This window comes from Corynebacterium nasorum, from assembly GCF_030229765.1.
In the GTDB taxonomy this organism is placed as follows: Bacteria; Actinomycetota; Actinomycetes; order Mycobacteriales; family Mycobacteriaceae; genus Corynebacterium; species Corynebacterium kefirresidentii.
This window is the reverse complement of sequence record NZ_JASPGY010000008.1, coordinates 12,257-32,540: the sequence shown is the minus strand read 5'-3', so window position 1 is coordinate 32,540 and position 20,284 is coordinate 12,257. Positions and strand designations below refer to the sequence as shown.

Genomic DNA, 20,284 nt, shown 5'->3' with positions numbered 1-20,284 from the left:
ATACCGGCCACCAATGGTGCTAGTGTGTTGCGCATGGCAAAGGTCACTTTTGAAAAGGTCAATATCACCTACCCTGGCGCGAGCGCGCCCACGGTAAAGGACTTGGACCTCGAAATCGCGGACGGCGAGTTTCTGGTGCTCGTTGGTCCTTCGGGCTGCGGTAAATCCACGACGCTGCGCGCACTGGCGGGATTAGAGCCGACATCGAGCGGCCGCATCACCATTGATGGCAAGGACGTGACCAACTTAGAGCCAGGCGATCGCGATATCGCCATGGTCTTCCAGAATTATGCGCTTTACCCACACCTGACAGTAGAACAAAACATGGGCTTTGCTTTGAAGCTGGCAAAGTTGCCCAAGGCCGACATCAAGTCCAAGGTACACGCAGCTGCGGAGACACTCGGTCTGACCGATTACCTCAAGCGCAAGCCCAAGGACCTTTCCGGTGGCCAGCGCCAGCGCGTGGCCATGGGCCGCGCCATTGTGCGCGAGCCGAAGGCCTTCCTCATGGATGAGCCACTATCCAACCTGGATGCCAAGCTGCGCGTCCAGACCCGCGCCGAGTTGGCCAGCCTGCAGCAGCGACTGGGTACGACGACGATATACGTCACCCACGACCAGGTAGAGGCGATGACCATGGGTGACCGTGTGGCGGTGCTCAAGGACGGCGAGCTGCAGCAAGTTGCCCCGCCGCGCGAGCTTTATGACGCCCCCGCAAACGAATTCGTCGCCGGTTTCATCGGATCGCCAGCCATGAATATCTTTGACTACAACGGCGGCCGCGTAGGTGTACGCCCAGAAAAGATGTTTATCAACAAGGGTCCAGTGGGTTTTCAGGGTGTGGTGGACATTGTGGAAGAGCTGGGCGCCGAGTCCTACGTCTACGTCACCGTGGGCGAAAACCGCTTTGTTGCTCGCGCCGAAGGTACCCCACCACAGCGCGGCGAAGATGTAGTACTGACATTCAACCCGCGCGAAGCACTCCGCTTTGACCCAGAAACGGGGCGCCGTATCTCACAGGATTAGCCCCACGGCGGACACTGGGCCACAGTGCCGCAGGTACGTAGTCCAACCTCCCGCCGCCCCTTTACTACCCCCATTTAGAGTTAAATAGGTCAAAATTATCCACCTTTCGATTTCCGTATTTTAGGTTTAAAGAACCGAAAGTTTTCCGAAAGGTGAATTCCATGAAGAGATTCCTGCTTCGCACCACCGTTGCGACTACTGCAGTTCTGGCCCTGGCCGGCTGCTCTTCGTCCTCCTCCGATTCCGCTGCGGGCGGTTCCTCCGAAGGCGGGGCGGATGCGCACGGCCCCATCACTTTTGCCATGGGCAAAAATGACACGGACAAGGTGACCCCCATCATCGAAAAGTGGAACGAGCAGCACCCAGACGAGAAGGTCACGCTCAAGGAGCTGGCCGGCGAGGCTGACGCCCAGCGCGAGACCCTCGTGCAGTCCCTGCAGGCGGGCAGCGATGACTACGATGTCATGGCGCTGGACGTCGTGTGGACCGCGGAGTTCGCTGCCAACCAGTGGCTCCAGCCGCTCAATGGTGATTTTGAAACCAATACGGATGAGCTACTGCCGGCCACCGTAGAGTCCGCCACCTATAACGACGTCCTCTACGCGCTGCCGCAAAACACCAATGGTCAGCTGCTTTTCCGCAATACCAAGCTCGCGGATAAGGCTCCCGAGAAGTTCGCAGATCTCAAATCTGCATGTAAGGCGCTGGAAGACGGCAAGAACTGTCTGACCACCCAGCTCAAGCAGTATGAAGGCCTTGCGCTCAATACCGCTGACTTCATGGAAGGCTGGGGCGGCTCTGTCTTGGATAAGGACGGCAATGTCACCGTGGATTCCAAGGAAGCCAAGGACGGCCTGCAGGCCATGGTGGATGCGTACAAGGAGGAGACCATCTCCAAGGACTCCACCGCCGCCACCGAGGAAGAAACCAATATGGCCTTCACCGAAGGCAAGACCGCCTTCGCCGTGAACTGGCCATATATGTACTCCAATGCGGTTGATGCCGGCGTCGACGTCGAGGTCCAGGCCCCACTGGGCAAGGACGGCGTAGGCGTTTCCACGCTGGGTGGCTACAACAACGGTATCAATATCAACTCCAAGAATAAGGGCACTGCGCTCGACTTTATGAAGTTCATCATCAACGAAGACAACCAGAAGTCCTTCGCGGAGCAGTCCTTCCCACCGGTCTTGGCCTCCATCTACGATGACCCGCAGCTACAGCAGGAGTTCCCATACCTGCCGGCGCTCAAGGAGTCCTTGGAGAACGCGGCACCGCGCCCGGTTTCCCCGTTCTACTCGGCGATTTCTAAGGCCATCCAGGACAATGCCTACGCTGCATTGACGGATGACAAGTCGGTCGATGATGCCACCGCCGATATGAAGGCGGCCATCGAATCGGCTTCCCAGGGTTAAATTCCCAATCCGGGTGAGGTAGGCGGGCATACCGCCGCCTCACCCTTTGTGGTTTTCACTCCCCTATTGGGGATAGAATCTAGCCAATAGACAGCATTTCTTTAACAGAAAGGCGGACCAGCGTGGCTATAGCTTCGCCGACTGCGTCCAAGGGGACGCCGAAAGGGGCGTCGGCAAGAGCGCCGAAACCCCAGCGCAAAAATTACGGGCGCGTGGCCGGGCTGATTGCTCCGGCGCTCATCGTACTCGCCGTCATCATCGGCTACCCCATCATCCGCGCCATCTTCCTGTCCTTCCAAGGCAATAGGCACCTCAACCCGCAGACGGGACTTTTTGAGGAAGGCGGTTTTGCCGGACTGGAAAATTACCTGTACTGGATCAATAACCGATGCGTTTCCGGTACCGGCCAGATTTCCACCTGCCCACCGGGCGTTATTGCCACGGATTTTTGGCCCGCAGTCAAGATTACGCTCTTTTTCACCGTCGTTACCGTGCTGCTGGAGACCATCCTGGGTATGCTGATGGCGCTCATCATGAACGGTGATTACCGCGGCCGTGGCCTAGTTCGTGCGGCGGTACTTATCCCCTGGGCCATTCCAACGGCCGTCACGGCCAAGCTATGGCAGTTCATGTTTGCCCCGGATGGCGTCGTCAACTCGCTGCTTGGTGCACAGATCGCCTGGACCACGGACCCGTTCTACGCCCGCCTGGCCGTCATCATCGCGGATGTGTGGAAGACCGCCCCGTTTATGGCACTGCTTATCCTGGCGGGCCTGCAGATGATTCCTAAGGACGTCTACGACGCCGCCCGCGTGGACGGCGCCAATCGTATCCAGACGTTCTTCCGGATCACCCTCCCGCTGGTGCGCCCGGCGCTCATGGTGGCCGTACTCTTCCGCACCCTGGACGCACTGCGCATGTATGACCTGCCGGTCATCATGATTTCTAGCTCCTCCAACTCCCCTACCGCGACCATCTCGCAGCTGGTGGTGGAGGATATGCGCCAAGGCAACTTCAATTCCGCCTCCGCGCTCTCCACCCTCATTTTCCTTCTTATCTTCGTCGTCGCTTTTATCCTCATTCGCTTCCTTGGTGCGGATGTCTCCGGCAGGAAGGCAGCTAAATAATGCGTAAATTCGGACACTTCGCCGGCATCATTTTCATCATGTTCTGGGGCCTCGCTCCCTTCTACTGGATGCTGGTAACCGCGCTGCGGGATCAGCGATTCACCTTTGATACCACGCCATGGCCTACCCATGTCACGCTGGATAATTTCCGCGATGCCTTGGCTACCGATAAGGGAAATGACTTCCTTGCCGCGCTCGGTAACTCGCTTCTCATCTCACTGATTACCACCGCGGTGGCCGTGCTCATCGGTGTCTTTACCGCCTATGCGCTCTCCCGTTATGACTTTCCTGGCAAGGGAATCGTGACCGGCATTATTCTGGCCGCCTCCATGTTCCCGGCGATTGCCTTGGTCACCCCGCTCTTCCAGCTCTTTGGCAACCTGGAGTGGATTGGTACCTACCGCGCAATGATCATCCCCAATATTTCCTTTGCGCTTCCTCTCACGGTCTATACGCTGCTGAGCTTCTTCCGCCAACTTCCCTGGGAACTGGAAGAAGCAGCCCGGGTAGATGGAGCCTCGCGTTCTCAAGCTTTCCGTTTGGTGCTATTGCCACTGGCAGCGCCAGCGCTGTTTACCACCGCGATCATCGCCTTTATCACCACGTGGAATGAGTTCATGCTGGCCAAGCAGCTCTCCACCACCGATACTGAGCCGGTGACCGTGGCCATTGCACGCTTCTCCGGCCCCTCGGCCTTTGAGTACCCCTATGCCGCGACCATGGCCGCTGGCGCGCTGGTTACCATCCCACTGGTCATCATGGTGCTCATCTTCCAGCACCGCATCGTCGCTGGCCTGACCGCAGGTGGTGTCAAGGCCTAATGCGCAGGGCCATGCTGTGGGATACCGCGCTGGGCTTCCTTGGTTTCTTCAGCATCCTCGCGGTTATTCAGGCCATCATCAACATCTTTCACGACTCCCCCGCCATCTGGCCCGGTCTCGTGGCCGGAGTACTGTGCCTTCTTACCTACCTAACCTGGCGGGCCAAAAGAAAGGACCTTTCATGAGCTGGTACCACAATGCAGTCTTCTACCAGGCCCTCGTCGGCTCGTTTAAGGCCGATGGTGATAAGGAGGTAGGAACGCTGCGCGGGGTCATCGATAAGCTGGACTACCTTCAATGGCTCGGCGTGGACTGCCTGTGGCTGTCGCCGTTTTATGCCAGCCCCTTGCGCGATGATGGCTACGATATTGCGGACTACTACTCCATCCACCCAGATTATGGCACGATGGAGGATTTTGAAGAGCTCATTGCGGAGCTGCACCGCCGTGACATGCGCATCATGACGGACTTGGCGCTCAACCACACCAGCTCCGATCACCCATGGTTCCAGGCCTCCCGCACGGATCCCACAGGCCCCTATGGCGATTTCTACGTCTGGGGCGATGACCCCGAGCGCTACCCCGAAATCCGCGTCATTTTCACTGACGTGGAAACCTCCAATTGGACCTGGGATGAAAAGCGCGGCCAGTACTACTTCCACCGCTTTTACTCCCACCAGCCGGATTTGAACTACGATAACCCGGCCGTGCAGGAGGAAGTATTCAAAATCTTGTCCTTCTGGATGGATAAGGGCCTAGACGGCCTGCGCCTCGATGCTATTGCTTATCTCTTTGAGCGCGATGGTGTAGGCGGAGAATCCCTGCCGGAGACCATCGAGTTTGTGGAAAAGATTCGCTCCTTCATGGACGCGCACTACCCGGAAGCCGTGCTCATAGCGGAGGCCAACCAGCCGCCGGCCGAAACCATGCAATTCTACGGCCAGGGCGAGCGCTTCCACATGGTCTTCAACTTCCCGGTCATGCCGCGGTTGTATCAGGCTTTGGCGCTTGGCGACGCCACCCCGGTCTACTCCATCCTCGACGAACTGCCTTCCCTACCGGAAGGCTGCCAGTGGGGCACCTTCTTGCGCAACCACGATGAGCTCACCTTGGAAATGGTGGACGATACCGTGCGAGATCTGATGTACCAGGCGTACCTGCCAGAAGACAGTATGCGCGCGCACGTGGGTATTGCCCGCAGGCTTATGCCGCTGATGAACGGCGACCGCCGCAAGGTGGAGCTGATGTTCTCCCTATTGATGACCCTGCCGGGCGCACCGTTTATCTACTACGGCGATGAGATTGGCATGCTCGATGACACCTCGCTGCCGGACCGCTATGCGGTGCGCACCCCAATGCAGTGGGACGATTCCGAACACTCCGGTTTCAGCATCAACGCACCATCCCGGCTGCCGGTTGTAGGCGGAACGTCTGTGGCCGCCCAAGTTGAGGACGCCGCCTCGTTGCTCAACACCGTCCGCTCCATGATCGCCGAGCGCCATGCCCACTCTGATCTCGGTACCGCGCCGTGTGAGCCGGTTGAGACCGGCGAAGAGGCCGTCCTTGGTTACCAACGCGGCGATCTGCTGTGCCTGCACAATTTCAGCGATCGCTCCATCGATCTCGGCCCAGTGGAGCTCGGCCCTTATGGCTACGCTTGGCTACCTGCCTAACCCCTGTCCTCTCGACTCAAGCTTCCGAAAGCGCCTAGCCGAAAGAAAAGCGCCTCGCCACTCCTTTCAGATTGGCGAGGCGCTTCCTTAATGGGGTATTAGTTCCACTCAGGGGCGTCTTCCAAGCGCAGCTCAGAGTAGCGCGCTTCTGGCACGGAGGCCGAGTACGGCTTGCCCTGGGCTTCCCACTGCTGGTCAGAGTTGCAACGAACGTCCTGACCGTCAGTATCGAGCATGGTAAAGCCCCACACCAGCTTGCCCTGCGAATTCGCTGGCAGGGTGTACGGACCAACCACCTGGTTTAGCTTCCAGTGCTGCTCACTGACGTAGTTGAAGCCGTAGGTCTTGGTCAACACCTTGGCCAGATCACCGGTACCCTCAACGGAGCCGGAGACCTCGATGGTCTGGGTGCGGGCCTTGGTGACGGTGTGCTTGACCGGCACTTCCTCGGCATTGCGATTAGCCACGCTCGTGGCGTCGGTCTGCTTGAACCAGCGGCGCTTTGCCGTGACGTAGGTGCCGTTTTCACCCGGCGTCGAGCAATGTGTGCCCGGCTTATAATCTTCGTTCCAGCGCTGGGGCAGCTCGAAGTCCCCACCGAAATCAGCGGCGTGGGCAACAGGAGCGGCCACCAGGCTCAGCGCCGCGAGGACGCTAGCGATGGACGTCTTGCTCACGATTAGCCCCAATCGTTGTTGTCACGAGTGGAAACCTCGACGTGGCGTTCCTTCGGCAGAGAAGCCGTGAAGGTGCCGCCATTAGCCTGCCACTTGTGGTCGGAGCCACACACGGTCTTCTGACCTTCGAAATCAGAAACAACCCAACCGGCGCGCAGCACGGCAGTCTTGCCCGGAGCAATGTTGTACGGACCAACCTGCTCGCCTACCTCGTAGGACTGGCTATCGGTGTAGCTGGAAGAGAAGGTGAAATTAATGAGATCCAACAGCTTGAAATCGACGCCAGCAGACACGTTCCAAGTCTTTGTCTTGGTCTCCTTGATAGAACGGGTGACAGGCAATGGCTCATCGTTGTAGTTGGACACAGTCCAGGAACCGGCGGAGCCATCAAAATAGGTGCGCTTGATCTTTACGGTCTGGCCGGTGTCACCTGGGTTGGAGCAGCGCTCGCCGATGGTGGTCGGGTTAGCTGGGCCTAGGTCGCGCTGTGGTAGGGCGTTAGCGGCCGGAGCGAAGATCAGGCCGGAGGCAACGGCGAGAGCCGCGGTGGTAGAAGCAATCTTGGACTTGAACATGGAACTTTCTCCTTGTGTAGGTGTGGTGGGGTTTAGTAGATGGTCTGGGTCGGAACCGGCAGGTCGCGGAATTCGTCCGGAGTGACGTCCTCAGTACGGGTATTGCCGGCCTTATCGGTGATCTTGGCCTCTGCCCAGAACCCACTCGGGGCGGAGGTCTGCTTGTAGTTAGAGGTGAGGTCGTAGTTTCCGCTCTTGCCGCAGTGAATCTCGCGGTAGTTGATGCGGGTCATGGTGGTGCCATACTCCACGCGCACGCGCTCGCCTGGCTTGAGGTCAACGTGCTTGAGCTCGGTGCCGACCGGCATGTAGGCGCGCTTTACGGCACCGACGGACTCCAGCCAGCCCTTCGGAATATCGCCGCGGTTGCCCTGCCAGTTGGTGTACGGGGCGTGCTCGGCGCCAACGACGAAGTCAGTCACTGGGGCGAATTCATAATCGCCCTTGGACCAGTTGAGGAAGTCGGTGGAGTAGCCGGCCTTGCGGTAGGTCGGCTTTACAGCGGTGATGTCCAGCGGGTACCAGGAGGTATCACCAGCTTCACACTTATCGCCTTCCTTTGGCCAGGATGGATCGCGCTGCAGTTCCGCGGCCGGCTGCATGATCTCATCCTTTTTAGGATCGGCAATCTTTTCTAGGCTCGGGCCGGATACGGAGGTGTAGTTACCCTCGATCGGCTTGGAGTTTGCCCCCGGAGAGCGGGAAGGAATTTCCATGGCCAGATCGGACACGGAGCCATCTGCCTTAATGATGTAGGCAAAGGCGTAACGCTCGGCCGGGCCCTTACCGCGGATGACGTTGGCACCCGGGATGTTTTCCAAGCGGTCATCATTGCAGCCCACGAACATGGAGATGAAGTCCTTTTCGATGACCCCGTACTCGACGCGGAAGGACTCACCCGGCTTCAGCTTCACTGGGCCGAAAGTTTCTTTATCGCGCCAACCATTGGCCATCTTCAGACCAATATCGGACTTGGCGGTGGTGTCCCAACCAGAAGGCAGCTTGGCCTTAGAATTGGCATCAATCTCGTGATTGGTACCGGTTTCTACCTCGGCGGTGTAGGGCACTTCTTGATTGGTGGTGTTTTTGAACTGCAGGGTGCCATCGCTCATGTAGCGGCGGCCGGTTTCTGCAAAGCGCCATTCGCGCTCGACATTGTCGCCAGCGGCACTGCAGCTCTTATAGAGGTTGGAAATGGGATATGCCTGCGGCATCGGGGGAATATCTCCCGCGTGCGCCACTGGCGTGAAGAGAGCCGCTACGGCGAGCGGTGCGAGCAAGCGCAGTCCCTTTTTAATCACCAGAAGACCGTCCTTAATAGATCGTTAAAAAACAGGGGAAACATTCATGAAGACTCAGATAATAATAAGGGATTACAAGACTCACATCAATAGTTGAATGAAAACTTTTCTAATCTTTTTACCTCCCTTGAGGTGCAACAATTAGCGCTCACCTGCCCAGCGCCCTAAAATGTTTACACTGGTCACCACCCCCACAATAGGGTAAGCGAGCGGGGTGCCATTCAAGGAATTCCCAGGTTTAATGCTTAGTCCACGGTGCGGTGGCAAGTACCACATAAACGATTTTCACTCCTCGCTCTTGCTGCCTTTCATTCCGCATTGACCGGGGTGCGCTAGTAGTGTGGGGGCCTATGACTGACCTGAAAACCACCGCCGGCAAGATCGAGGACCTGGACGCCAAGCTTGCCGAGTCCCGCGCACCGCTGGGAGAAGGCGAGCCGGCCGCCCGCACCCGCGTGACGCAGCTGCTCGATGAGGGCTCCTTTGTGGAAACGGACGCACTGGCCCGCCACCGTTCCACCGACTTCGGCCGCGAGCATGACCGCCCCTATACAGATGGCGTGGTTACCGGCTACGGCACCATCGATGGCCGCCGCGTATGCGTCTTTAGCCAGGACGGAGAAATCTTCGATGGAACGATGGGTGAGGTTTATGCCGAAAAGCTCACCAAGATTTATGACCTCGCCATCAAGACCGGTGTTCCCGTTATCGGCATTTATGAATCCACCGGCCCGCGTGTACAAGAAGGCATCGTCACCATGGCTGGATACGCCCGCCTCATGGCGCGTGTCTCCCAAGCCTCGGGCCTCATTCCGCAGATCTCCGTTATCGCGGGCAATACCAGCGGCATTGCGGCGTTCGCGCCGACGTTTGCTGATGTCCTCATAGTCACCCAAGGCACCGCCCTCCACCAGGCTGCCAGCCACGTGGCCGGCGCGGAGCCAGAGACCTTTGGCGGCGCCGCAGCCCACGCAGAGTCCGGCACCGCTCACCTGGTGGCCAGCGACGACAAGCAGGCTTTGTCCCTCGTGCGAGACGTTTTGGCTTACTTCCCCGCCAATAACCGCGCAGAGGCGCCGCGTGTGGATGCCGGTAGCGTCGCGGACTTTGATCTCAATAGCGTCATCCCGGATACCGCCGCGCAGGCCTATGACATAAACGACGTCATTAAGGCTGTAGTCGATGAGGGGTCATTCTTCGAACTCTCTGCAGAAGCGGCCCAAAATATCGTCACTGGCTTTGCCTACATCGATGGCCGCACCGTCGGCATCGTTGCCAACCAGCCGCTAGCATTGGCCGGTGCACTGGATTCCGCCGCCGCAGAAAAAGCCGCGCGCTTCGTGCGCACGTGCGATGCCTTCAATACTCCCATCGTGGAATTCGTGGACTCCCCAGGCTTTGTGCCTACCCCGGAAGAGGAAAAGGCAGGCCTGCTTCGCAGGGCGTCGAAGTTTGCCTATGCGCAGGCCGAAGCGAGCGTCGGCAAGCTCACTGTAATTACCCGCAAGGCTATTGGCCCGGCCTACGTATTTATGGGTGCAAAAGACCTGGGGGCGGACCTGGTCTACGCCTGGCCCACCGCAGAAATTGCCGTCACCCAAGCCTCCCAGGCTTCCCTGGCCATCTATGGCTCTGAGGAAAAGGAAGAAGAGATGGACGAGCTCTTCTTGCACCCGTATGCCGCTGCGGAGCGCGGGCTGGCCGATAATGTCATCGAGCCTTCCGCCACCCGCCACTACCTGGTGGAAGGCCTGCGTCTGCTAGAGCGCAAGGCCGTGGCGCAGGTACCCAAGAAGCACGGAACTGTTTAGGAGGCGAGATGTCTACGCCTGAAATCAAGGTAGTAAAGGGCAATCCCACTGAAGACGAGCTCGCGGCCCTGCGCACGGTGTTGGCGCAGATGAGTGCAAAGCACTCGGGTGCTACCGGCGAGCGCAATGAATGGGGCAACCCGGCTGAGCGCTTCGAGCGCTTTGGGTCGCAGCGCATTTATAATCCCTCCGCTTTCCATACAGTGCGGTACTTCTAATGCGGCTCATCCTCGCCTCCCAATCGCCCTCGCGTGCGTCCATCTTGCGCGGCGCGGGCGTAGAACCTGTCTTGGAACCGGCCGACATTGATGAACGCTCCCTTGAAGCCTCGCTCGCCGGCCGCCCACCGGCCGATATCGTGGCGGCCCTAGCGACAGCCAAGGCCGAAAGGGTGGCCGAGCGCTACCCCACCGAGCCCGTCATCGGCGGCGATTCTATGCTGTTGCTCGGCGGCGAGTTACAAGGCAAACCGCACACCGAGGAAGCCACCATCGAACGCTGGCACCAGCAAGCCGGCCGCACGGCCGAGCTGCTTACCGGCCACTGCCTCCTCTTTGGCGATAGGCGCCATGTGGAAACATCTACCACCACGGTTCACTTTGCCCACGCCAGCGAAGCCGATATCGCAGCGTATGCCCGATCCGGTGAGCCACTCCAGTGCGCCGGTGCTTTTACTTTGGAGGCAATGGGCGGCTGGTTCATTGACCGCATCGAAGGCGATCCTTCCTCCGTTATTGGGCTTTCCCTGCCGGTGGTGCGCCGCGCGCTGTATTCATTTGACCTTAACGTCTCCGATTTCTGGTAGCTGCGCGCCGGCGTCGCTACAGTGGGGTGGCATGGAAATGAAAGACATGCTTGCCCCGAAACCCATTGAGCTGCCTGCCGATCCCGGTGCGGACTCCACCTCGGATCTCGCCGCCGGCATCGTTGCCCATCCGGATTCTCCGCTGCTGTGGGCCTTGCTTGCTGAGCAAGAGCTTAAGCAGCAGGAGGGCGCTGAGCCAGCCGCTTTCATCACCGCCTACGCCTACGCGCGCACGGGCTACCACCGTAGCCTGGACCGCCTGCGCGGGAATGGGTGGAAGGGCTGGGGCCCGGTCCCCTTCTCCCACGAACCGAACCAGGGCGTGCTGCGCGCCATCGCCGCCCTCGGCCATGCCGCTAAGGCCATCGGCGAGGACGATGAGTACGACCGCATTCGCCAAATGCTTTCCGACGCCGACCCGGACAGCGTCGCCACCCTCCTCGACTAGAGTTGGAGAGCCGCCATGCCTGCCGTGCCTCCTCGCCGCTTACGGCGATTCTCTGCCGCCCTACTACTTGCCACCTCCCTGCCACTAGCGCTTAGCGCCTGCAGTTCCCAAGAAGATTCTTCTTCCTCCGAACAGCCAGTCTTTTCCAGCCAAGCACCGGCCGAGACTGAAGCATCCGCAGGAGACGAGGCCGCTGCTACTAAGGCGTCATCCCCGTCAGACTCAACCGACAAAGGTGAAAAGGCCACCACGCAGCAACAGGAAAAAGGCAAAGACCGCACATGCACAGAACTGCCCAACGACCCGCTCACGGTCTATGCCTCTGGCACCGCACCTGGGCGCATGCCCGCTGACGATGGCAGCGATTTCAACTACTGGATCGCCGATATCGACAACTCCTACGACCCCTGCGCCACGATCAGCTGGATCATTTTCCGCGGCTCAATGGGCGATGTGGAGGGCCCAACAGGCACCGGTGCCTCGATTGCTGATGGGCTAGCCCTCTATGTCAACGGCGCCCCGGCCAAGGACATGTCCGTCTTCGACAGGGTAGAAAGCGTCACCCCAGTCTCCGACAACCAAGTCGATTTCACCTGGGGAGAGCGCAGTCGCTCCACCGCGGAGGGCATTACCGCGCACCACACCGTGCGCCTACAGGCACAAGGCGACACCGTTGAACCAATTTCTGGTGAAGTCGAGGAATTCAACAAGATGTGGGTTGATCTTCCCAGTTACCAGCTCGGAACCTACGACTAGCCTTTAGCCAGCCCGCAAAAGGCCTAGGACTCTACGCCAAACGCCCCAGCGCAATCTGCTGGGGCGTTCCTCATTTCTCGCATTGCCACTCGCTTTGTTCAGCGAGCCACTCATCACAAAAGATTAGTCCATTTTGTCGAGGATATCGCCGGTGTTTTGGGCGATCCTCACGTTTGCCACCATGGCTTCTAGAAACAGCCTGATAGCCACCATAAAAGCGTAGAAGATGATGGTGCTCAGGACCGCTAGGAAGATGAAAGCAAAAATGCTTCCGAAGATGGCGGACGCGGAGTCCTCCTGGATGCCATAAATGCCCATGCCGGTAGCGAATAAGAAGGCACCGAGAAGGTGCAGAATCCACATGATTCCACCAAGAATCATGGCGACCTTATAGATCTCCTTCACGTGGGTGATGGTCAAGAAGTGCTTGAACTCGAATTCAAAAAGTCCGCCCAAGAGCCCATCCTTTTTGGCCAAGCCCTTGAGAGCACCGCTCATGCGACTGTTCTTATTACCCAGATCTTGGCCAGAATCGGCAGGAGCAGCGCTAACCGAAGGGAACTCTCCGAATCCTTGGCCCGTGCTCTGCTGTTGAGCGTAACCGCCAAAAGCCGGTTGCTCGTTCGTGGACTGGACGGAACCGAATTGGTTGCCGTTCGCAGCAGCGTCCGTTGATGCCGAATCCGTGAATGGGTTATGCGCACGGGAGGCAGCGCCCTGACCTGCGGCGGAGGACTGCATGGCCCAGAAATCGGAGTTGCCGGTACTTGGAGATGCCGCAGAAGCAGTCGAACTGTCCTCCTCGGCTGGCTTCTGAGAGGAAAGATCCCGCGAGTTTCCAGAATCACCAAACTTATCAGTGTGACCAAATGACTTCGTTTCATTTACATCGAAAGAGCCAAACTCCTTGGTCTCATTCACCTCGGCAGCGCTGGCTCCCTCAGCGTTTTTCGCAACATCCCCAGCGCGGTGGTGCGGAGTTTCGGAAAAATCGCGCGGGGAAAAATCCTTCGGGAAACCGTCGGAATTGAAGTCATTATCAGCCATTATGCGGTCCTCAAAATGTTTTAGGGATGGTAGGAAAATGCCCCACGGTCTCCCGTGGGGCTACTTGGCAGGATACAGCGTGCGCTAGGCGTTCGCGTCCTGCACGCGACGAATCGCCTCGGCGGCAACCTTTTCTTGGATTCCCATGTCCAGCTCGGAAGTGAAGCCAACGCAGGAGCAGTTGATCTCGCCGAGGACGTAGGTGTCGGTGCCATCGGGGGCGTCGTCAAGCATGAAGTCCGCGGTCCAAATCAGCGGAACATCCTTGGTATCGCCGAGCTTTTCAGCGATAACTGGGCGAGCTTTGTCGAACATCTCCAGCAGCTCCGGCCACGATTCCGGCTTATCGTAGGTGTACTTGGCACCGGAGAAGAGCGTAGCGGAGAAGTTATCGCCGCCCTCCGCCGGCTTCTTGTGCACGATAAATACCGGCTCATTGCCCACGAGCAGGATGCGGATTTCGCCCTCTACAATGCGCGGCATAAAGCGCATATCCACCAGCATGCCGTTATCGCCCACAATGTACTGGTCACAGAAGTCCATGAAAGCGCCCAGCTTGTAGTCATGGGTCTGGTTATCCACTGCCTCAGTGCACTTCAAAGCGGTATCGAGCGGAAGTGCGGTCCCCGGTTCAACGGACTGGGCAAGATCCTGGTCCGCGAGGCGCACGCGCCAGATGCCTTCACCCGTGGAACCGCGGTTTTGCTTGAGCACGCGCTCGCCATAGGACAAGGAGGTGGGGAAGGTATTATGCAGCTCTTCCACCTCGTAGTACGCCGCAGTATCGTCCGGCACTAGCGGGGTGTCATTGAGCTTGACCAGTGCGTCCTTGGCGCCATAGGCCATCATGTCCGCCGGAGTGGACATACCTACCAGGCCGGCATCTGCCAGCTTGCTCAGCAATTCGAAGTAGCCCTTCTCACCGCCGGGGATATTGCCGGGGTTGACGCGGGAGATATAGGCATCAAAGTTTTCAGAAACCTGAGTGTAGATCTCTTCAGACTTGTCCGGATGGAAGTAGATTACCTCTGCCTCCCAGCCTTGTTCCTTGATCGCATTGACGATTGGCATGGTGTCCTTGCGGTGGCCATCTGCGCCTTTATCCGAGCCGCCTTCTACCTCAAATACAACAATTGCCTTGTGCACTTGCAGTTCCCTTCATAGGTGGTGTTCATAGCACGTTGTCGCACCATATCCCGAGTTTATCCCAGCTCTTCTTCCTCCGCGCGCCCAACTGCCCCCTCCCTTTAACCCCGCCGGCCGGCAGCCCCAATCACCGGTTAAAACCTGTATCTCAGGCCACAGGAATAATGCCCGAGTGATCATCACGGGAAAAATCGGGTTAAAGTGGTGGGAGCGAATTATTAACCCTTATAGGAAAGGCAGGCGGACAGTGGCTGACGTTGATCCCTATCCCCCATTCCAGGAATACGCACATCCCGAACGCCTCGTGTCTGCACCGTGGCTGTCCGCACGCCTAGGCATCAAAGGCCTGCGCGTTATTGAGGTGGATGAAGACTCGCTCCTCTATGACATTGGCCATATCCCCACTGCCACCCGCATTAACTTCCGCACGGAACTACTTAGCCCACTTACCCGTGATTTCATCGACGGAGAAGAATTCACTTCCCTAATGCGAGAGAAGGGCATTAACGCCGACGATACGATTGTTCTTTACGGCGACAAGTCCAATTGGTGGGCTGCCTACGCCCTGTGGGTATTTACCCTCTTCGGGCACAAGGACGTTCGCCTGCTCGATGGCGGCCGCAATGCGTGGATGGCCGAGGAACGCGATACCTCTTTCATGGTTCCAGACTTCCCAGCATCCGAATATCCCGAGGTAAGCCGCGATGACTCCATGCTGCGCGCCTTCGTAGATCAGGTGCGCGAGACCGAAGGCACGCTCGTAGACACCCGCAGCCCAGAAGAGTTTGCGGGCGAGGCCACCGAACACGATCCCAATGGCGATTCCGCCTACGGCACCACCATGCGCCACGGCCATATCCCCGGCGCCATTAACCTCGAGTGGGATCGTTCCACCTACCCCAACTCCTGCTTCCGCTCGGCCGAAGAGCTTCAGGTCAATTACGGAATGTTGGAGCCTGAATCTGCCACAATCCTCTATTCCCACGTGGGCGCCCAAGCCGCGCATACGTGGTTTGTGCTCACGCATCTTTTGGGATTCACAAAGGCGCAGGTCTACGATGGTTCGTGGTCTGAGTGGGGCAATATGGTGAAAATGCCGATTGAGCGTTAGTTTTTCGGTTTAGCCGTATAAGCCCATGTCCACACTGGATGTGGGTTTATTTTTGTTCAAAAATGTCCCCCTTGCGTGCGTGAAAATTAACTCATGCTTTTGTGTGCAAGAATAGATTGCGTATTCAACCTAATGTGTTCAGGAGGTTGCTGCCGTGGCAGTAGAAACCAAAAAGATCTCAAAGGTTCTCGTAGCGAACCGCGGTGAGATCGCCGTTCGCGTGATCCGCGCGGCCCGCGACGCTGGCATTGCTTCCGTCGCCGTCTACGCCGAGCCAGACGCCCAGGCACCTTTCGCCTCGCTTGCCGACGAAGCCTTTGCACTCGGGGGCACCACTTCTGCCGAGTCCTACCTCGTCTTTGACAAGATTCTGGAGGCCGCAGAAAAATCCGGCGCAGATGCCATTCACCCCGGCTACGGTTTCCTATCCGAAAACGCCGACTTTGCCCAAGCCGTCATTGACGCCGGTTTGACCTGGATTGGCCCCTCTCCTGAGTCCATCCGCAACTTGGGCGATAAGGTCACCGCGCGACACATCGCCGAGCGCGCCGAGGCCCCCATGGCCCCGGGTACTAAGGATCCGGTAGCCGGTGCCGATGAGGTGCAGTCTTTCGCCATGGAATACGGCCTTCCCGTTGCCATCAAGGCGGCCTTTGGCGGCGGCGGTCGCGGCATGAAGGTGGCCTACTCTGCAGAGGAAATCCCCGAGCTCTTTGAATCTGCTACCCGCGAGGCTACCTCCGCCTTCGGTCGCGGCGAGTGCTTCGTGGAGCGCTATCTGGACCGCGCCCGCCACGTCGAGGCTCAGGTGCTGGCGGATAAGCACGGCAATGTGGTCGTCGTCGGCACGCGCGATTGCTCCCTGCAGCGCCGCTTCCAAAAGCTAGTCGAGGAAGCCCCCGCGCCTTTCCTTACCGATGAGCAACGCACCTCCATCCACGAGTCTGCCAAGCGCATCTGCCGCGAGGCCGGCTACTACGGCGCCGGCACCGTTGAGTACCTGGTGGGCGCCGATGGCCTCATTTCCTTCCTCGAGGTCAATACTCGCCTGCAGGTGGAGCACCCCGTATCCGAGGAAACCACCGGCCTCGACCTCGTACGCGAGCAGTTCCGCATCGCCGAGGGCCACGAGCTTTCCCTGCAGGAAGACCCCGCCCCGCGCGGCCATGCTTTCGAGTTCCGCATCAATGGTGAGGATGCCGCGGCAAACTTCATGCCGGCTCCTGGCACCATCGTGAAATACTCCGAGCCGGCCGGTCCGGGTGTGCGTGTGGATTCCGGCGTCGTCCAGGGCTCCGTCATTGGCGGCCAGTTCGATTCCATGCTGGCCAAGCTCATCGTCTGGGGGCCAGACCGCGAGACCGCACTGCGTCGCTCCGCCCGCGCCCTATCCGAGTACACGGTTGAGGGCCTGCCCACCGTTATCCCGTTTGACCAGGCTATCGTTGCTGACCCAGCTTTCACCGCAGAAGACGGCAACTTCGGTGTCTACACCAAGTGGATCGAGGAGGAATGGGATAACCAGCTTCCCGCCCACGATGATTCCACTGATGCCGAGGCTGCCGAGGCAGAGCCTTCCCAGGTACACACCGTAGAAATCGACGGCCGCCGTATCGAGGTAGCCCTCCCCGCGTCCTTCGGTATCAACGGCGCCCCACGGAAAAAGAAAAAGCGCAAGGGTTCCGGCGCCAAGGCTGCCGTTTCCGGCGATGCGGTTACCTCCCCAATGCAGGGCACGGTCATCAAGGTCAACGTGGAAGAAGGCCAAGAGATCGCCGAGGGCGAGGTCCTCCTCGTTCTCGAGGCCATGAAGATGGAAAATCCCGTCAAGGCGCATAAGGCCGGCACCGTTACCGGTCTGGCAGTAGAAGCAGGCGCTTCTACCACCAAGGGCAGCGTGCTGCTGGAAATCAAGTAGCCTACCCCGCTAGCCTTGGAAGAATGACTGCTTCTTCCCTCGGCGTGCGCTTGGCCAAAGAAGAGGACCGCGACTATCTCGCGGGCCTCTTCCCTTCTTATATCTCTGAGTGGTCCCCCATCGTGGACGGCGGTGTCCTCGCCTTGCCCATGTCCGCGAACGAGGATCCCACCATTGCTCCCCGCGGCGCCGCGCTTTTGCGCTACTACCCCGCCGCTGACAAAGGCCCAGCTTTCTTGGGCGATCCTTCGGCCCACCCGCTTGACGATGCCGCCTGGCTCACCCCCTTCGATCCCGAAGAAATCCCCGAGCTCGTCGTCGCCACCGACGATCCAGCCGCCCGCACCCTGCTCATTAACAACGCCATCGACCTCGCGGCCGAGCAGACCGCCCCCGGTATCTCTTCGGCCACGCCCCTGCCTGGTTTCGAGGAGCTTGCCCCAGGTAAATTCTTCCGCCGCTTTTAGCCCCCCAGGGTCCAGCCGCCTGTCTGCTAACCTGGCAACAATGTTGACAATAGATGCAGACTACGGACATTCCGCCGCCTTGGGGCACCTAAATCGCAGCTTTGATGTCGGTCGCGTATACGGCCTAAAAGGCCCGAATGGTGCGGGTAAATCTACGCTGCTGCAGACGTTGAGCGGCGAGATTGCCCCACTAAATGGCACCGTTTTCATCGACGGTGCCGCACCCGGTAGCGCGGAGGCGGCCGGTTCCATTATCTCCGTCGGGGACCCAGTATTCCTCCCCGATCTCACCGTGGGTGAGCACTTTAGTTTGCTATCCCGCCGGACCGGCGTGGACTTTACCGAGATCCATGAGCTCTGGGCCCTCGACCAAGCCATCCTGAGTTCTGCGGTCAGCGATCTTTCTTCGGGCCAGCGCCAGCGCGTCTACCTCGCGGCCCAGCTCTATCAGCCGGCCAAAGCCCTGCTTATCGACGAGCCCGAACGCCACCTCGACCGCACCTGGACCGCCTTCTTGGCCGAGGAGCTACGCCACCTGGCAGCCAATGGCCGCTGTGTGGTGCTCGCTTCCCATTCTCCGGCCATCTTCGATGCCTGCGACGAGGTGGTGGAGATCTCATGAAACTTCTTTCCACAGCCTCCTCAGCCATCTATTACGCCTTCATCGCGGCACTTATCGCGAGCGTCAGCGTCTACGCCTGGCACAATGCTGCAGAACTTCTACCTTCGCTAGCACAGCGTCCAGCCGCTGCTCTGCCCGCAACCGCAATCATTGGCGCCGGAATCGGCTCGCTCGCTCTCATGGTTCTCCTCGAGGCGCTCTACCCGCTGCGCAGCCTTTCGCTCGGGCGTTGGGTTTATGCGGATAGACCGCGGGGGCGCATGCGAGGCGTCGATAAGCTGTCTATTGCCCAGCTCACCGGAGTCAGCCTTCTAGGCCTTGCCCTGTGCACGTCACTGCACCTTCCGCTCTATGCGGCGATAGCCCTCCCCCTGCTGCGGTTTGTCATCGGCTGGCGGTCCTTCGAACTCGCCTCGCTCCTCCGCGCGGGCCGTACCCGTGCCATCGGCTCGTCCTCCTTTGGGCTACTGGATTCTGAGGTTTCTGCCGATGCCATCGCCTCCCAATCCGCGCGCCTGCGTCCGCGCTCGCATACCACGGCTTCGCTCAGTCTCCTCTTTGCTCGGCGCCTGTATCGCCGGTGGTACATCCCCCTCGGTGCGGTCGCCGTCATAGGGCTGGCCCTAGCGCTAGCACCACAGCTCGGCAGCCTTTCGCTCATTGGATTCGCTGCCGCATGGACCATTGTCGGCGCCGCCACCGGCCGCGCCGCCTCGTTCGGCCGCATCATCGATGGTGCCTGGCCCGACTGGGGGCTGCCGCTGGCTGCCACCGCAGGTGCTGCCGTTCTTGGCACCGCCTTCATCGCCACCGTGTGGAAGCTGTCCCTGTTCACGCTCGCAGCATGTTGTTTGGGGCTTAGCTACGCCGCTTTTAAGCGCTCCCGTCCCGCACGCGTGACCACCATGAATATCATCGATACCGGCGGCTTCGGCGCCTCCTTCTCTCCCGAGGTCTTCGGTTACTTCATGCGCGGGAGCTACGGTATTGCTGCCATCGCAGTAGCCCTTTTCCTCTAGTCTCCCCGCCTCAACACCCCAGGTATGTCACTGCTTTAAGTCAAACATACCTGGGGTTTCTTTGGGATCTTATTTTGTATTACAACTAGCAACACAGATTGTGTTACTATAGGCAATACAGAAAAAGATTGGAGGTGACAGATGTTCATTACCCTTAACCCCGAATCTGACGTCCCCGTATTTCAACAGATTCACGATGAAATCGTTTTGTCTATCGCTCGCGGACAGCTTTCCGATGGCGACAAGCTCGATCCTGTCCGCCGTGTGGCGAAGGATATAGGCATTAACCCTGCCACCGTGAAAAAGGCATACGACCTCTTGGTTTCCGAGGGTCTCGTAGAAACCGCCGGCCGCTCCGGATCCATCGTCAGGCCTGGTGCTCGCACCGCCGCGCAAGAAAAACAACTAGAAGAGCAATTAAGCCGCGTAGTCGCACTCGCCCGCGCACAGGGCTTTAGCCCAGATGAGCTACACGCTCGACTCAGCTCCACCCTTAATGACCTGGAAGTATCGTCATGATTTT

21 protein-coding genes are annotated in these 20,284 nt (G+C 59.0%); 16 read left to right on the top strand and 5 right to left on the bottom strand.

Annotated features, from left to right (window positions below; all coding sequences use genetic code 11):
• The first annotated feature begins 33 nt into the window (after nucleotides 1–33).
• From QP904_RS09110 to QP904_RS09090, 5 genes are all read left to right on the top strand, one after another.
• Nucleotides 34–1,026, top strand: a complete 993-nt coding sequence (locus QP904_RS09110; protein ID WP_259824939.1) for an ABC transporter ATP-binding protein — start codon at nucleotides 34–36, stop codon at nucleotides 1,024–1,026.
• A 161-nt stretch (nucleotides 1,027–1,187) separates the two neighbouring features.
• Nucleotides 1,188–2,438: an ABC transporter substrate-binding protein gene (locus tag QP904_RS09105; RefSeq protein ID WP_023020707.1), complete on the top strand. Its 1,251-nt coding sequence runs from the start codon at nucleotides 1,188–1,190 to the stop codon at nucleotides 2,436–2,438.
• Between the two features lie 122 nt (nucleotides 2,439–2,560).
• Nucleotides 2,561–3,565: a carbohydrate ABC transporter permease gene (locus QP904_RS09100; protein ID WP_375545479.1), complete on the top strand. Its 1,005-nt coding sequence runs from the start codon at nucleotides 2,561–2,563 to the stop codon at nucleotides 3,563–3,565.
• Nucleotides 3,565–4,386: a carbohydrate ABC transporter permease gene (locus QP904_RS09095; protein ID WP_023020705.1), complete on the top strand. Its 822-nt coding sequence runs from the start codon at nucleotides 3,565–3,567 to the stop codon at nucleotides 4,384–4,386. Before QP904_RS09100 ends, QP904_RS09095 begins: the two co-directional genes overlap by 1 nt.
• 181 nt (nucleotides 4,387–4,567) lie before the next feature.
• Nucleotides 4,568–6,058 (top strand): alpha-amylase family protein, encoded by a 1,491-nt coding sequence (locus tag QP904_RS09090; RefSeq protein ID WP_049383653.1) that lies wholly within the window; start codon nucleotides 4,568–4,570, stop codon nucleotides 6,056–6,058.
• Between the two features lie 98 nt (nucleotides 6,059–6,156).
• On the opposite strand, the gene QP904_RS09085 is transcribed toward QP904_RS09090, so the two are convergent.
• Genes QP904_RS09085 through QP904_RS09075 form a run of 3 tightly spaced genes read right to left on the bottom strand, consistent with a single transcriptional unit; the run spans nucleotide 6,157 to nucleotide 8,611 of the window.
• Nucleotides 6,157–6,735, bottom strand: coding sequence for a hypothetical protein (locus tag QP904_RS09085; protein ID WP_049383652.1), 579 nt, complete (start codon nucleotides 6,733–6,735; stop codon nucleotides 6,157–6,159).
• 2 nt (nucleotides 6,736–6,737) lie between these two features.
• Nucleotides 6,738–7,310 (bottom strand): hypothetical protein, encoded by a 573-nt coding sequence (locus QP904_RS09080; RefSeq protein WP_049383651.1) that lies wholly within the window; start codon nucleotides 7,308–7,310, stop codon nucleotides 6,738–6,740.
• 32 nt (nucleotides 7,311–7,342) lie between these two features.
• The gene (locus tag QP904_RS09075) at nucleotides 7,343–8,611 is read right to left on the bottom strand and encodes a hypothetical protein (RefSeq protein ID WP_049383650.1); all 1,269 of its coding nucleotides are present in this window, start codon (nucleotides 8,609–8,611) and stop codon (nucleotides 7,343–7,345) included.
• Nucleotides 8,612–8,961: 350 nt separating this feature from the next.
• On the opposite strand from QP904_RS09075, the gene QP904_RS09070 reads away from it, so the two are divergent.
• The 5 genes from QP904_RS09070 to QP904_RS09050 are packed head-to-tail and all read left to right on the top strand — an operon-like array spanning nucleotide 8,962 to nucleotide 12,431.
• Nucleotides 8,962–10,422 carry an acyl-CoA carboxylase subunit beta gene (locus QP904_RS09070; protein WP_023020699.1) on the top strand — a complete coding sequence of 487 codons (1,461 nt, stop codon included), beginning with the start codon at nucleotides 8,962–8,964 and terminating at the stop codon, nucleotides 10,420–10,422.
• An 8-nt stretch (nucleotides 10,423–10,430) separates the two neighbouring features.
• Entirely contained in the window at nucleotides 10,431–10,640 is a 210-nt protein-coding gene (locus tag QP904_RS09065) for an acyl-CoA carboxylase subunit epsilon (RefSeq protein WP_023020698.1), read from the top strand.
• The gene (locus tag QP904_RS09060) at nucleotides 10,640–11,227 is read left to right on the top strand and encodes a Maf family protein (RefSeq protein ID WP_284835939.1); all 588 of its coding nucleotides are present in this window, start codon (nucleotides 10,640–10,642) and stop codon (nucleotides 11,225–11,227) included. The genes QP904_RS09065 and QP904_RS09060 overlap by 1 nt, the downstream gene beginning before the upstream one ends.
• 31 nt (nucleotides 11,228–11,258) lie before the next feature.
• Complete coding sequence (locus tag QP904_RS09055; protein ID WP_034655777.1) at nucleotides 11,259–11,675, top strand: DUF3151 domain-containing protein; 417 nt, start codon at nucleotides 11,259–11,261, stop codon at nucleotides 11,673–11,675.
• A 15-nt stretch (nucleotides 11,676–11,690) separates the two neighbouring features.
• Entirely contained in the window at nucleotides 11,691–12,431 is a 741-nt protein-coding gene (locus QP904_RS09050; protein ID WP_284835938.1) for a hypothetical protein, read from the top strand.
• 123 nt (nucleotides 12,432–12,554) lie between these two features.
• Here QP904_RS09050 and QP904_RS09045 read toward each other — a convergent pair whose 3' ends face one another.
• Nucleotides 12,555–13,478, bottom strand: coding sequence for a DUF4282 domain-containing protein (locus QP904_RS09045; protein ID WP_284835937.1), 924 nt, complete (start codon nucleotides 13,476–13,478; stop codon nucleotides 12,555–12,557).
• A gap of 84 nt (nucleotides 13,479–13,562) precedes the next feature.
• On the bottom strand, nucleotides 13,563–14,624 hold the full coding sequence (locus QP904_RS09040) for a Cj0069 family protein (protein ID WP_023020693.1): 1,062 nt from the start codon (nucleotides 14,622–14,624) through the stop codon (nucleotides 13,563–13,565).
• A 247-nt stretch (nucleotides 14,625–14,871) separates the two neighbouring features.
• Between QP904_RS09040 and QP904_RS09035 the strand changes: the two genes are divergently transcribed.
• From QP904_RS09035 to QP904_RS09010, 6 genes are all read left to right on the top strand, one after another.
• Nucleotides 14,872–15,735, top strand: coding sequence for a sulfurtransferase (locus tag QP904_RS09035; RefSeq protein ID WP_239208607.1), 864 nt, complete (start codon nucleotides 14,872–14,874; stop codon nucleotides 15,733–15,735).
• A 154-nt stretch (nucleotides 15,736–15,889) separates the two neighbouring features.
• On the top strand, nucleotides 15,890–17,653 hold the full coding sequence (locus QP904_RS09030) for an acetyl/propionyl/methylcrotonyl-CoA carboxylase subunit alpha (RefSeq protein WP_239208605.1): 1,764 nt from the start codon (nucleotides 15,890–15,892) through the stop codon (nucleotides 17,651–17,653).
• A gap of 23 nt (nucleotides 17,654–17,676) precedes the next feature.
• Nucleotides 17,677–18,120: a hypothetical protein gene (locus QP904_RS09025; RefSeq protein WP_239208603.1), complete on the top strand. Its 444-nt coding sequence runs from the start codon at nucleotides 17,677–17,679 to the stop codon at nucleotides 18,118–18,120.
• Between the two features lie 40 nt (nucleotides 18,121–18,160).
• Nucleotides 18,161–18,742, top strand: a complete 582-nt coding sequence (locus QP904_RS09020) for an ABC transporter ATP-binding protein (protein WP_239208601.1) — start codon at nucleotides 18,161–18,163, stop codon at nucleotides 18,740–18,742.
• Nucleotides 18,739–19,761 (top strand): ABC transporter permease, encoded by a 1,023-nt coding sequence (locus tag QP904_RS09015; RefSeq protein ID WP_284835936.1) that lies wholly within the window; start codon nucleotides 18,739–18,741, stop codon nucleotides 19,759–19,761. Before QP904_RS09020 ends, QP904_RS09015 begins: the two co-directional genes overlap by 4 nt.
• Nucleotides 19,762–19,902: 141 nt before the next feature.
• Nucleotides 19,903–20,280, top strand: coding sequence for a GntR family transcriptional regulator (locus QP904_RS09010; protein WP_284835935.1), 378 nt, complete (start codon nucleotides 19,903–19,905; stop codon nucleotides 20,278–20,280).
• The last annotated feature ends 4 nt before the right edge of the window (nucleotides 20,281–20,284 follow it).